Annotated in this window: 11 protein-coding genes; 4 read left to right on the plus strand and 7 right to left on the minus strand. The window is 63.5% G+C overall.

Translation table 11 applies throughout. The annotated features are described in order from the left end of the window. Window positions 1–33: 33 nt before the first annotated feature. Complete coding sequence (locus AC3CCE_RS08440) at window positions 34–912, plus strand: 3-hydroxybutyryl-CoA dehydrogenase (protein ID WP_023671668.1); 879 nt, start codon at window positions 34–36, stop codon at window positions 910–912. Window positions 913–939: 27 nt separating this feature from the next. Here AC3CCE_RS08440 and AC3CCE_RS08445 read toward each other — a convergent pair whose 3' ends face one another. From AC3CCE_RS08445 to AC3CCE_RS08455, 3 genes are all read right to left on the minus strand, one after another. Next, entirely contained in the window at window positions 940–2,874 is a 1,935-nt protein-coding gene (locus AC3CCE_RS08445; protein WP_352623511.1) for a PAS domain S-box protein, read from the minus strand. A gap of 202 nt (window positions 2,875–3,076) precedes the next feature. Further along, on the minus strand, window positions 3,077–3,715 hold the full coding sequence (locus AC3CCE_RS08450) for an NrsF family protein (protein ID WP_023671666.1): 639 nt from the start codon (window positions 3,713–3,715) through the stop codon (window positions 3,077–3,079). A gap of 1 nt (window position 3,716) precedes the next feature. Further along, complete coding sequence (locus tag AC3CCE_RS08455) at window positions 3,717–4,268, minus strand: sigma-70 family RNA polymerase sigma factor (RefSeq protein WP_023671665.1); 552 nt, start codon at window positions 4,266–4,268, stop codon at window positions 3,717–3,719. Window positions 4,269–4,472: 204 nt separating this feature from the next. Between AC3CCE_RS08455 and AC3CCE_RS08460 the strand changes: the two genes are divergently transcribed. The 3 genes from AC3CCE_RS08460 (at window position 4,473) to AC3CCE_RS08470 (ending at window position 8,285) form a co-directional block, all read left to right on the plus strand. Continuing rightward, a complete protein-coding gene (locus AC3CCE_RS08460; protein WP_023698702.1) occupies window positions 4,473–5,480 on the plus strand; it encodes an iron ABC transporter substrate-binding protein in 1,008 nt (335 codons plus the stop codon). 154 nt (window positions 5,481–5,634) lie between these two features. Next, window positions 5,635–7,206 carry an ABC transporter permease gene (locus tag AC3CCE_RS08465; RefSeq protein ID WP_023737454.1) on the plus strand — a complete coding sequence of 524 codons (1,572 nt, stop codon included), beginning with the start codon at window positions 5,635–5,637 and terminating at the stop codon, window positions 7,204–7,206. Then, complete coding sequence (locus AC3CCE_RS08470) at window positions 7,203–8,285, plus strand: ABC transporter ATP-binding protein (protein ID WP_023686694.1); 1,083 nt, start codon at window positions 7,203–7,205, stop codon at window positions 8,283–8,285. The genes AC3CCE_RS08465 and AC3CCE_RS08470 overlap by 4 nt, the downstream gene beginning before the upstream one ends. A 35-nt stretch (window positions 8,286–8,320) precedes the next feature. On the opposite strand, the gene AC3CCE_RS08475 is transcribed toward AC3CCE_RS08470, so the two are convergent. The 4 genes from AC3CCE_RS08475 to ugpB form a co-directional block, all read right to left on the minus strand. Beyond that, complete coding sequence (locus AC3CCE_RS08475; RefSeq protein ID WP_352623514.1) at window positions 8,321–9,382, minus strand: sn-glycerol-3-phosphate import ATP-binding protein UgpC; 1,062 nt, start codon at window positions 9,380–9,382, stop codon at window positions 8,321–8,323. Between the two features lie 7 nt (window positions 9,383–9,389). Continuing rightward, the gene (gene ugpE, locus AC3CCE_RS08480; RefSeq protein ID WP_023698704.1) at window positions 9,390–10,238 is read right to left on the minus strand and encodes a sn-glycerol-3-phosphate ABC transporter permease UgpE; all 849 of its coding nucleotides are present in this window, start codon (window positions 10,236–10,238) and stop codon (window positions 9,390–9,392) included. Window positions 10,239–10,247: 9 nt separating this feature from the next. Beyond that, a complete protein-coding gene (gene ugpA, locus AC3CCE_RS08485; RefSeq protein ID WP_352498166.1) occupies window positions 10,248–11,132 on the minus strand; it encodes a sn-glycerol-3-phosphate ABC transporter permease UgpA in 885 nt (294 codons plus the stop codon). A 71-nt stretch (window positions 11,133–11,203) separates the two neighbouring features. Continuing rightward, window positions 11,204–12,514 (minus strand): sn-glycerol-3-phosphate ABC transporter substrate-binding protein UgpB, encoded by a 1,311-nt coding sequence (ugpB, locus tag AC3CCE_RS08490; protein ID WP_023743999.1) that lies wholly within the window; start codon window positions 12,512–12,514, stop codon window positions 11,204–11,206. Window positions 12,515–12,603: the final 89 nt, after the last annotated feature.

A 12,603-nucleotide genomic window follows, 5' to 3' on the forward strand; every position in this document is an offset into this window, starting at 1 on the left:
GCCGCAAAGGCCTTTTCGACGGGATCGCTGCAAATGGCCAAGATCGAGACGATCGGCATCATCGGCGCCGGCCAGATGGGCGGCGGCATCGCGCATGTATCAGCACTTTCGGGTTTCAAGGTGCTGATCTACGACGTCTCGCCCGACCGTATCGAGAAGGGCATTGCCACGGTCAGCGGCAACATGGCCCGTCAGGTCGGCTCCGGCAAGCTTGAGGAAAAGCTGCGTAACGAAGCGATGGCGCGCATTTCCGCAGCCCCCACCATGGCTGATCTCGCCGGTGCCGATCTGGTTATCGAGGCGGCGACCGAGGACGAGACGGTCAAGCGCAAGATTTACGCGCAGCTCTGTCCCCAGCTCAACCCGGAAGCCATTCTGGCGACCAACACCTCGTCGATTTCGATCACCCGGCTTGCGGCGCAGACCGACCGTCCCGAGCGTTTTATCGGCATACATTTCATGAACCCCGTGCCGCTAATGAAGCTGGTCGAACTGGTGCGCGGCATCGCTACCGAGGATCAGACCTTCGAGGCGGCCAAGGCCTATGTGAAACAGCTCGACAAGACGATCACCGTCTCTGAAGATTTTCCGGCCTTCATCGTCAACCGCATTCTGTTGCCGATGATCAACGAGGCGATCTACACGCTCTATGAGGGGGTCGGCTCGGTCGATGCCATCGACACCGCCATGCGGCTCGGGGCCAACCATCCGATGGGACCGCTGCAGCTCGCCGATTTCATCGGCCTCGACACCTGCCTGTCGATCATGCAGGTGCTGCATGACGGCCTGTCGGATTCGAAATATCGCCCCTGCCCGCTGCTGGTGAAATATGTCGAGGCCGGCTGGCTCGGCCGCAAGACCGGGCGCGGCTTCTACGACTATCGCGGCGAGCATCCGGTTCCGACGCGCTAACCACCAGAACGAAAGTTCCGTGCTCCCTCAGGACGCCGCTGCAAGCGGCGGCTCTGCTTGGCCTCTTGACCCGGTATCGTCAGGCGCCACGGAAACACAGCCGCGGCCGGCGGCCTTGGCCGCATAGCAGGCAGCATCGGCCCGGGCGATGATCTCGTCGACTTCACCGCTGTTGCTGTGGATTGGCGCCAGCCCGATGCTGGCATCGATCGCATGCGGCCGGCCGTCCCAGCTGAACTGCAGGCCGCGGATGGCGTCGATGACCGAGCGTGCGGCAATCCTGGCGCCGGCGCTCGGCCCGGCTTTCAGGATGACCGCGAATTCGTCGCCGCCGAGGCGGGCCACGATATCCTCCGGCCCAAGCGCACCGCGAATGGCCTCGGCAACCCGCTTCAGCAAGGCGTCGCCGGCGGCGTGCCCGCCAGTGTCGTTGACCAGCTTGAAATGGTCTAGATCGATGAACATGAAATGATGTTCGCCCGCCGGCCTGGCTGTGCCGGCCTTGCGGCTCCGGTCGACCAGTTCCTCCATGGTGCGGATAAAGCTCGAACGGTTGGCAAGGCCGGTCAGCGCATCATGCGCGGCGGCATAGGCGAGCTGGCGCTGCAAGGCGCGCGCATCGGTGAAGTCCTGGAAGACAATGACAAGACCGCAGAACTCTTGGCGGTCGTTCATGATCGGCGACACCACCTGGCGGATGCTGCAGCGTGTGTCGTCGCGACGGATGAGGACGGCGCGACTGTTCTGGTCGACAGGGCTGGCGCTGCCGAGCGCCGGCCGCGTCATGCCGATCCTTTGCCCGGTTTCTTCGTCCACCGCCCAGTAGACATGGCCAAGCGTCTTGCCGAGCGCCTCCGCGCCAACAACGCCGGTGAGCTTTTCGGCGACCGGGTTCATGAAGGTGATGCGGTTGGCGGCATCGGTGCAGATGACGGCGTCGCCGATCGACTGCAGCGTCACCCTCAGCCGCTCCTTCTCGTCGGCCAGCATTGCCGCCGATACGATGAGGCTTTCCTCGGTTTGCTTGCGCTGGGTGATGTCGGTCAGGCTGCCGATGGCCCTGACCAGCCGTCCGTCCTTGTCGCGTTCGAGCGTCTTGCCGCGGTCGAGGATCCAGACCCAGTGGCCATCCTTATGGCGCATCCGGAACTCGGCTTCGAAGAACGGTGTCCTGCCCTCCAGATGGGCACGATCGGCTTCGGCGACGTTTTCGCGATCGTCGGGGTGGATCATCGCCAGCCAGCGGTCGGGGTCGCCGTCCAGCTCGCCATCGGCATAGCCCAGCATCTTCACCCAGGTGGCGGAGTAGGTGGTGCCACCCTTGCGCATGTCGAGGTCCCAGACGCCTTGTCCGGCGCTGGCCAGGGCAAAATTCCAGCGCGTTTCGGCCTCGGCTATGCGCGCCTCGGATTGCTTGCGCGCGTCGATATCCTCGATCTGCGAGACCAGGTAGAGCGGGCGGCCGCTCTTCTCGTCACGAATGACGGAGCCCGCAAGATGGGCCCATACCGGCGTGCCGTCCTTCCTGAGGTAGCGCTTTTCGAAGTGGAAAGCGTTGACGGTGCCCGCCCGCATGCCGTCCATCGTCTCACGGCCGATCTGCACATCGTCGGGATGGGTGATCTGAAAGAAGGTCAGCGCCTCGATCTCCTGCTTGCTGTAGCCGAGCATGGCGGCGAAGGCCGGGTTGGTTTCGTGGATGCGGCCGTCGAGGCCGACAATGGCGATGCCGATCGCCGAATCCTCCATGGCGCGGCGGAAACGCTGCTCGCTTTCGGCGATCTGCCGGCGGTCGTCCAGTATCCGGTAAATGAACAGGGCGGCGAGAATCAGCGCAACGGCGGCGACCGGCACCGATATCTGCAGGCAGAGTTTCAGCACTTCGGCGCTGAGATCGAGCCGCGACAGCAGGAGCGCGACCACGGCAGCGCAAAGCCCTCCGGCCGCAAGCACCAAAGCCACGTGACTGTCAGCCCGCAGGCTTTTTCGCTCTCGTCGCATCACTGTGCATGCCACCCCATGCGCAACACATTTCTGCAAAAAACACTGGATGATCGATTTTAAGGAAAGGTTGCGCCGGAGCCACCGGCAACACGGTGAACCCGCAAACAATTGCCGGCATGATTAAGGATCGGTGATTATTGGGCGATCTTGAACCGCCCGGTCACCAGCGCACGAAGAACCGTCCCCCGAGCGCGCCCAGACCGGCGAGGACGGCGATGGCGAGCGTGTACCAGGTGGCGACGAAAAGCGGCGAATCGTCGAAGCAGTGCGCGGCGTAGAAGGTCGCCGCCAGGCCGCCGGCGAGCAGTCCCGCGACCGCCCCGGCCAACACCGGCCGCGTCGGCGCGCCATAGCGCAGCATCCACAGGAAGACGGCAAGCGGGCCGATTCCGATCAGCGGGATGAAGCCCATGCAGATCATCATGTTGGAGCCGACCATGCGCGTGCTCCACATCGGCTCCGGCACCATGAACAGTTCGAGAGCCACCGCCACGGCCACCAGCAGCGGCGCCGCCAGCATCCAGGCCGCGGCTCTTGCCGTCGAAGCGCCCGGCGTCGACAACGCCCGGACCAGGCCAAAGGCGGTGACGGCGAGCACGATGGTGAACACGAACTTCGCCAGGAACCGCATCGTGTGCATGGCGGTCATGATGTCGGGACGCGGGCCGATGGTGAGAAAGAAGACCAGAGCCGCGATCACCGCCGCGGCTGCCGCCGCCATCAACCAGGCCGAGCGCAGCGGCATCGCCTTGCTGCTTGTGTCGGCGTCGAGTGCCTTGATGAGATCCTCCGTCCTCATGTCACTGCCGCCCGAAGCGCCCCTGCCCAAATCGCTTGGCGATCGCGGCAAGCCCGCGATGCAGCGACACCCGCACCGCCGTCTCGCTGACGCCGAGCCTGGCCGCCGTCTCGCCGATGGAGCGGCCGTCGACCGAGATCGAAGAAACGACGGAACGCTGCGCAGCCGGCAGTCCGTCCAGCGCCCGGTTGATGTCGCGTTCGCTGACGGTCTCGGTTTCCGGCTCGGCAAAGGTCTCGGCGATCTCGTCGATCTCGATTTCGATGCGCCGTCCGCGCCGCCGGAAAGCATCGATCAGCTTGAAGCGGGCTATCGCATAGATCCATGGCAACACCGGCGCGTCCTGGCGCCAGGTATGCCGTTTCACATGAATGGCCAGCAAGGTTTCCTGCACGACATCCTCGGGATCGACCCCGCCCTGTACGATCTTGCGCCTCGCAAAGCCGCGAACCAGCGCGGCGATCCGGTGCAAAAAGTCGGCGTAGGCCCTTTCATCTCCCGCGATCGCGGCCCGCATCAGCCGGGAAAGCTCGGCCTCATCCTTGCCGCTCACAAGAGTTCACTCCCCGATCTTCGCGCCTCGGCACCGATTTGTTACGTGTCCGGCGAAATGATGTCCAAGCCAAAGTGCCGCAAAATCACGAAAGTTTGCGGGAGCGGCGACCGATTGAAGCAGCCAAGCAATGTTGACTACTGCTGTCAGGTATCGGTAGGTGCAGCCTGCGAAACCAGAACCACCGAGATTGAGGATGACGCCATGAGATACACGCTCTCCACCCTAGCGGGGGCCACAGCGCTGGCCGTGAGCATGATCGCCGGGCCGGCGATGGCCGCGGATGCCGGCATCATCGTCTACAACGCCCAGCATGAGAGCCTGGCCAAGGAATGGGTCGAAGGTTTCACCAAGGAAACCGGCATCAAGGTCACGCTGCGCAATGGCGGCGACAGCGATTTCTCCAACCAGATCGTCGCCGAGGGCGCTTCTTCGCCGGCCGACGTGTTCCTGACCGAAAACTCGCCGGCGATGACCCTGGTCGAAGCGGCGGGCCTTTTCGCGCCGGTCGACGCCGACACGCTGGCGCAAGTCCCGGCCGAATTCCAGCCGAGCAGCGGCAAATGGGTGGGTGTCGCGGCGCGCAGCACCGTCTTTGCCTACAACAAGACCAAGCTCACGGCCGAAAAGCTGCCCAAATCGATGCTCGATCTCGCCGATCCCGCCTGGAAAGGCCGCTGGGCAGCCTCGCCTTCCGGCGCCGATTTTCAGGCCATCGTCAGCGCGCTGCTCGAGCTCAAGGGCGAAGCCGCAACCGCCGACTGGCTGAAGGCCATGAAGGAGAATTTCACCGCCTACAAGGGCAACGGCACGGTGATGAAGGCGGTCAATGCCGGCGAGATCGAAGGCGGAATCATCTACCACTATTACTATTTCGGCGATCAGGCAAAGACCGGCGAAAACAGCAAGAACGTCGAACTGCATTATTTCAAGAACCAGGATCCCGGCGCTTTCGTCTCGATCTCCGGCGGCGGCGTGCTCGCCTCGAGCAAACACCCGAAGGAAGCCCAGGCGTTCCTCAAATGGGTGACCGGCAAAGGCGGCCAGGACGTGCTGAAGACCGGCACGTCCTTCGAATACGCTATCGGCAAGGACGCGCAGTCCAATCCCAAGCTGGTGCCGCTGGCCGACCTGCAGGCGCCGAAGGTCGATCCGGCGACACTGAACTCCAAAAAGGTGACCGACCTGATGACGGCAGCCGGCTTGCTTTAGTCCGCGTTCGTCCTAAAAGGGCAACGTTTGCGCTCCTGCGAGGCTTTCCGCAGGAGCGCTCTATTTTCGGGATGGCTTCGTCCATGACGACATATTGCGTTTCCGGCCGCGCCTGCGGCGCCCCCGCCCCGGCGGCAGTGGCGCGGTCGAGCTGATGCAAACTGCGGTCGATCTCGCACGTTCAGGCCAGACAGTCGGGCGGTCCCGCCGGAAGCCCATGTCCTGGATCGCGCTTGCCGCCATAATTGTCTCGCTGCTGTCGCTGCTGCCGCTGGCGTTCATCATCTGGATCGGTGTGCAGATCGGCTGGGACACTGCTTCGGCCCTGGTCTTCCGGCCGCGCGTCGGCGAACTTCTGGTCAACACCGTGCTTCTGGTGGCGCTCACCGTGCCGATCGCCACCGTGCTGTCGGTGACGCTGGCATGGCTGACCGAGCGCAGCGACCTGCCCGGCGCCCGCCTGTGGGCCTGGCTGTCGGTGGCGCCGCTCGCCATCCCCGCCTTCGTGCATTCCTACGCGTGGATCACCATGGTGCCGACCTTGCACGGCCTGTGGGCCGGCGTGCTGGTCTCGGTTCTCGCCTATTTCCCGTTCCTCTATCTGCCGCTGGCGGCGGCTCTGCGCCGGCTCGATCCTGCTTTGGAGGACGCAGCCGCAGCACTCGGCCTTGGACCATGGCGGGTGTTTTGGCGTGTCGTGCTGCCGCAGCTGAGACTGGCCATTTGCGGCGGCGCGCTGCTGGTCGGCCTGCATCTGCTGGCCGAATACGGCCTCTACGTCTTCATCCGCTTCGACACTTTCACCACGGCGATCGTCGACCAGTTCCAGTCGACCTTCAACGGTCCCGCCGCCAACATGCTGGCCGGCGTCCTGGTGACTTGCTGCTTCGTGCTGCTCGCGCTGGAGGTGCTGGTGCGCGGCGAAGAGCGCTATGCCCGCGTAGGCTCGGGTGCCGCGCGCCGCCAGCAGCGCACCAGGCTCGGTCGCGCCACCCTGCCCTGCCTGGCTCTGCCTGCCATCGCCACGCTTCTCGCCATCGGCGTGCCCTTCGTCACCATCGGCCGCTGGCTGGTCGCCGGCGGCGCCGATGTCTGGCGTTTGGACGAGATCGGCCTGGCGCTTGGCCAGACGCTGTTCCTGGCGCTGGCCGGCGCCTTGCTTGCGACCATCGCCGCCATGCCGATGGCCTGGATCTCGATCCGCGCGCCGGGACCGCTGCAGCGGCTGCTCGAAGGCTGCAACTACATTGTCGGTTCGCTGCCCGGCGTGGTCATCGCGCTGGCCTTGGTCACCATTACCGTGCGCATCGCCATGCCGCTCTACCAGACGCTGTTCACAATCCTGGTCGCCTATGCCCTGATGTTCCTGCCGCGCGCCTTGATCAGCCTCAGAGCCTCGATCGCACAGGCGCCGGTCGAGCTCGAACGCGCCGCCGCCAGCCTTGGCCGGCCGCCGCTGAAGGCGCTTTGGTCGACAACGATTCGCCTGTCGGCGCCGGGGGCTGCGGCCGGCATGGCGCTGGTCGCGCTCGGCATCATGAACGAGCTGACCGCCACCCAGATGCTGGCGCCCAACGGCACGCGCACGCTGGCCATGGCGTTCTGGTCCTATAGCGGCGAGATCGACTATGCCTCCGCCGCCCCTTACGCCTTCATCATGGTGGCGATGTCGCTGCCGCTGACCTGGCTGCTCTATGTCCAGTCGAAACGGATGGCCGGGCGATGAGCTTTCTCGAAATCAGTGGCCTCACCAAGCACTACGGCCCGGTCGCAGCCCTTGCCGGCATCGAGCTCAGCGCCGCAAGCGGCAGTCGCACCGCGATCGTCGGCCCGTCCGGCTGCGGCAAGACGACGTTGCTGCGGCTGATCGCCGGCTTCGAGGCGCCCGACCAGGGCCGCGTCGTGCTCGACGGCGAGGTGCTGGCCAATGGCGGCCATGCGGTGCCGGCGCACCGCCGCGGCATCGGCCTGGTGGCGCAGGATGGCGCCCTGTTCCCGCATCTCAGCATCGGCGACAATATCGGCTTTGGCATGGCCCGCGGCGAGGACCAGCGCGCCGAGCGCATCGCCGAGCTCGCCTATACCGTTGGGCTCGACAAGGCGATCCTCAAACGCCGTCCGCATCAGCTTTCCGGCGGCCAGCAGCAGCGTGTGGCGCTGGCGCGCGCCATGGCGATGAAGCCCAGGCTGATGTTGCTCGACGAGCCGTTCTCGGCGCTCGACACGGGGCTGCGCGCCTCGATGCGCAAGGCCGTGGCCGAACTGCTCGAAGCGGCCGGCATCACCACCATCCTGGTCACCCACGACCAGGCCGAGGCGCTGTCCTTCGCCAGCCAGGTGGCGGTCATGCGCGACGGAAAGTTCTCTCAGATCGGCACACCGCGAGAACTCTATCTGCAGCCGAAAGACCGCATGGTTGCCGAGTTTCTTGGCGACGCCATCATCTTGCCGGCAAAGATTTCAGGCGGCTTCGCCACCTCCTCGCTTGGTCGCATAGCCGTCGACTCGAAGGAGCGGCGCGACATCGCCCGCATCATGCTGCGACCGGAGCAGGTGCAGGTAAAGCGCACGTCGCGCGAAGGCATGTCGGGTCCTGCGGGCACGATATTCGCCGAGGTGACGGACTCGGAATTCGCAGGCTCGATGTGCACCATTGCCGTGCGGCTGTTGAACAACCCCGACCCGCCGGACGCCGCGGCGATCGGCAGCACACCGCTGACCTTACGCAAGCCGGGAATCGACGCACCTGCCGTCGGCGAGATCGTGCGTCTGACAGTTTCCGGCAAGGCGCATGTCTTCGCCTGAACTGCCGATGCGTCGGATTGGCGCGAGCGGCTGCGTCAATCGACTCGTTTCCCAGCCTTGTCGAACCAATGCAGCTTCTCGGCCCTGGCCACGACGCGCAGTTGATCGCCGGGTTTGGCCGTGGCGCGGCCGGCCACACGCACGACGATGCGGTTGCCGCCGGCGGCACAGTGAAGAAAGCTTTCGGCTCCCACAGGTTCGACCGCCTCGACCGCCGCAGGCAGAATAAGCGCGCCGGATGATGCCTCGGCACTGAAGGTGACGTCGGCATCCTCAGGGCGGAAGCCAAGCGTGGCGGCGTTCGTAGGCGCGAAGTCAACCGTCTTGCCGTCGGTCAGCGCCGGACCAGCCGGTCCTTGCGAAAGAGGCAGAAGGTTCATCGGCGGTGCGCCGATGAAGGAAGCGACGAAGGTCGAGGCTGGCTTCTCGTAGATGTCGAGCGGCGCGCCCGTCTGCTCGACCAATCCGCCATTCATGACGACGAGAATATCGGCCAGCGTCATCGCCTCGAGCTGGTCATGGGTGACGTAGACCGAGGTGACACCGAGCGAGCGCTGCAAATTCTTGATTTCGACCCGCATCTGGCCGCGCAGTTTGGCGTCCAGGTTGGAAAGCGGTTCGTCGAACAGAAAGACTTTCGGATTGCGCACGATTGCGCGACCCATGGCCACGCGCTGGCGCTGGCCGCCGGAAAGCTCGCGTGGGCGCCGGTCGAGCAGCGCCGTGAGTTCCAGGACCTTGGCGGTCGAGCGAACCCTGCTGTCGATCTCGTCCTTGGGAGTACCCCGGTTGCGCAACCCGTAGGCCATGTTGTCGTAGACCTTCATATGCGGATAGAGCGCATAGTTCTGGAACACCATGGCGATGTCGCGCTCGGTCGGACCGATCGTGTTGACGATCTTGCCGTCGATGGCGACGGTGCCGGAAGAAATGGTCTCAAGCCCGGCGATCATCCGCAGCAGCGTGGACTTGCCGCAGCCGGACGGCCCAACCAGCACGCAAAGCTCCTTGTCGGGAATGGCGATGGAGACACCCCTCACCGCCTCGACGCCGCTGGGATAGACCTTCTTCACATCCTTCAGATCGACGGTCGCCATCGGCTTCTCACTTTTCGGAATCGACAAGTCCGCGCACGAACCAGCGTTGCATCAGCACCACGATCAGGATCGGCGGCAGGATGGCCAGCATCGCGGTGACCATGACCAGATGCCATTGCGTATCGGCATCGGCGAAGGAAACCATCTTTCTAAGGGCGATGACGATGGTGTTCATGTCGTTGCTGTTGGTGACGAGCAGCGGCCACAGATACTGCGTCCAGCCATAAATGAAGAGGATGACGAACAGCGCCGCGATGTTGGTGCGCGACAGCGGCAACAGGATGTCGAAAAAGAAGCGCCATGGTCCGGCGCCGTCGACACGCGCCGCTTCCACCAACTCACCTGGAATGGTCATGAAGAACTGGCGAAACAGAAGCGTGGCGGTGGCCGAGGCGATCAGCGGAATGATCAGGCCGGCATAGGTGTCGATCATGCCGAGATCGACCATCACCTTGTAGGTCGGCAGGATGCGCACCTCGACGGGAAGCATCAGCGTGATGAAGATCAGCCAGAAGAAGACCATCCGAAGCGGAAAACGGAAGAACACGATCGCATAGGCCGAAAGGATCGAGATGAAAATCTTCCCCACCGCGATGCCGAGCGCCATGATCGTGGTGTTGAGCAGCAATCGGCCGACACTGACGCCGCCGATGCGGCCGACACCGCCGAACAGCGCCTCGCTGTAATTGTTCCAGACCTGGTCGCCGGGCAAAAGAGGCAATGGCGGCTTGAGGATGGTCTGCAGCGTCTGCGTGGAGGCAACGAAGGTGTAGTAGATCGGGAAAGCGACGATCAGGATGCCCAGGATGAGCACGGCGTGGGCGATGAGGGCGCGAAGCGGGGACTGACCAATCATCGCTCGCGCTCAACCGTAGTGGACTTTGCGTTCCACATAGCGGAACTGGATGGCCGTGAGTGAGATGACGATGACCATCAGGATGACCGACTGCGCGGCCGAATCGCCGAGGATCAAATTGACGAAACCGTCATTGTAGACCTTGTAGACCAGCGTCTCGGTGGCCTTGCCCGGCCCGCCGCCGGTGACCGCATGGACGATACCGAAAGTCTCGAACAGCGCATAGACCGTGTTGACGACCAGCAGGAAGAAGGTCGTCGGCGCGAGCAGCGGGAAAACGATGGTCCAGAAGCGCTTCGTCTCCCCGGCGCCGTCCATGGCCGCCGCCTCTATCAACGTCTTCGGCACTGCCTGCAGCCCGGCGACGAAGAACAGGAAATTGTAGCTGATCTGCTTCCAGGCAGCCGCAGACACCAGCAGGATCATGGCTTGGTTGCCGTTAAGCAAGGGATCCCAGGCGATGCCGAGACCTCTCAAGGCGTAGGCCAGCGAACCGATCGAGGGGTTGAACAGAAACAGCCACAACATGCCGGCAATCGCCGGCGCCACCGCATACGGCCAGATCAGCAGCGTGCGATAGAGGCCTTTGCCGCGCACCACCTTCTCGGCCATGACGGCAAGCAACAGGGCCACACCCATGGCGACGATCGCGGTCGCCAGAGAGAACACCAGCGTAACTTTGATCGAGTTGAGGTAGGCCGGGTCGGCCAGCACCTTGCGAAAATTGGCGAGCCCGACGAACTTGCTCTTCAGCCCGAACGGGTCTTCCCTGAGCATCGACTGGTAGAGCGCCTGCCCGGTCGGCCAGTAGAAAAAGATCAGCGTAATGGCGAGTTGCGGCGCCACCAGCAGGTAAGGCAGGGTCTTGTTGGGAAAGACGACGCGTGGAGACAGGGTGATTCCCTCGCTATTCAGGAAATCGTCCACGCGGGTCCGCGTGGACGAGGTTCAACTGACAAATCGCTTCAGTTTCCGATCGCTTCCTGAATCGCCTTGTTGCCGCGTGCGACCGCGTTGTCGAGCGCCTGCTGCGCAGTCTGCTGGCCGGCCAGCATCTTCTCGAACTCCTCGTTCTCGATGTCGCGCACCTGCGGCAGGTTGACGAGGCGCACGCCCTTCGAGTTCTCGGTCGGCGCCTTGCCCAGCATCTGCAGGATCGGCGTCTCACGGCCCGGGTTCTTGTCATAGAAGCCGGACTTCTTGGTCGCCTCATAGGCAGCGAGCGTCACCGGCAGATAACCCGACTTCTGATGCAGGTACTCCTGCACTTCGGTCTTGGAGAGGTAGGAGAAGAACGCCGCGACGCCCTTGTATTCCTCGTCCGATTTGTTGCCGAACACCCACAGGCTGGCGCCGCCCGGCGTGGTGTTCTGGGGCGCGCCCTTGGCGTCACTATCATAGGGAAGCTGGCCGATGCCGTAGTTCATGCCCGACTTGACGATGTCACCGAGACCCCCCGACGATTCGGTGAAGATGCCGCATTCGCCGGCAAGAAAGATCTGCTTGGCTTCGGAGGTACGGCCGCCATATTTGAAGGTGCCATCCTTGGCCAGGTCGGCGAGCGCCTGGAAATGATTGACGAAGATCGGCGCATTGATCTTGAGCTCGACGTCGGTTCCGGCAAGTCCGTTCTGGTTGGTGCCATAGGAAACGTCGTTCCAGGCAGCGAAGGCCTCAAGGTGGATCCAGGTCAACCACGTCGAGGTATAGCCGCAGGAAGCGGCGCCGCTCGCCTTGATCTTCTTGGCGGCTTCCCACACCTCGTTCCAAGTCTTTGGCGGGTTGTTCACATCAAGCCCGGCCTTCTGGAAAATATCCTTGTTGTAGTAGAGGATGGGCGACGAGGAATTATAGGGGAAGGACAGCATGGTCCCGTCCGGCTTCGAATAGTAACCGACGATGCCGGGCAAATACTGGCTCTTGTCGAAGGTCACGCCGGCGCTGGTCAGCACATCGGCCACCGGTTTGATCGCACCTTCGGCTGCCATCATGACGCCGGTACCCACGTCGAACACCTGGATGATGTCGGGCGCTTGCCCCGCACGATAGGCAGCGATGCCGGCATTCAGCGTTTCGGGATAGGTGCCCTTGAAAACAGGGAGAATTTCATAGTCGCTCTGGCTGGCATTGAAATCCTTGGCGATCTTGTCGACCACCTCGGCATTCGCGCCGGTCATGGCATGCCACCAACTGATCTGGGTGGCGGCGAAGGCGGAGGTGGTGGAAAGCAGGGTCAAGGTGGCGGCAACACCGGCCGCAAAGCCGAACAACTTCATGTTTCATCTCCCGTTTGTCATTGGCGAAAGGGGCACTCCCGCAAAGGCAATATGTGTCGCTGATGACAATCGGACAACGGATTTGTTGC

Source organism: Mesorhizobium sp. P160187 (assembly GCF_057766425.1).

What these genes read in the sequence shown, in the direction of transcription:
- AC3CCE_RS08475 (WP_352623514.1), bottom strand. Translation starts at nt 9,382, where the DNA reads ATGGCGACCGTCGATCTGAAGGATGTGAAGAAGGTCTATCCCAGCGGC.
- AC3CCE_RS08465 (WP_023737454.1), top strand. Translation starts at nt 5,635, where the DNA reads ATGCAAACTGCGGTCGATCTCGCACGTTCAGGCCAGACAGTCGGGCGG.
- AC3CCE_RS08440 (WP_023671668.1), top strand. Translation starts at nt 34, where the DNA reads ATGGCCAAGATCGAGACGATCGGCATCATCGGCGCCGGCCAGATGGGC.
- AC3CCE_RS08460 (WP_023698702.1), top strand. Translation starts at nt 4,473, where the DNA reads ATGAGATACACGCTCTCCACCCTAGCGGGGGCCACAGCGCTGGCCGTG.
- ugpE (WP_023698704.1), bottom strand. Translation starts at nt 10,238, where the DNA reads ATGATTGGTCAGTCCCCGCTTCGCGCCCTCATCGCCCACGCCGTGCTC.
- ugpB (WP_023743999.1), bottom strand. Translation starts at nt 12,514, where the DNA reads ATGAAGTTGTTCGGCTTTGCGGCCGGTGTTGCCGCCACCTTGACCCTG.
- AC3CCE_RS08470 (WP_023686694.1), top strand. Translation starts at nt 7,203, where the DNA reads ATGAGCTTTCTCGAAATCAGTGGCCTCACCAAGCACTACGGCCCGGTC.
- AC3CCE_RS08450 (WP_023671666.1), bottom strand. Translation starts at nt 3,715, where the DNA reads ATGAGGACGGAGGATCTCATCAAGGCACTCGACGCCGACACAAGCAGC.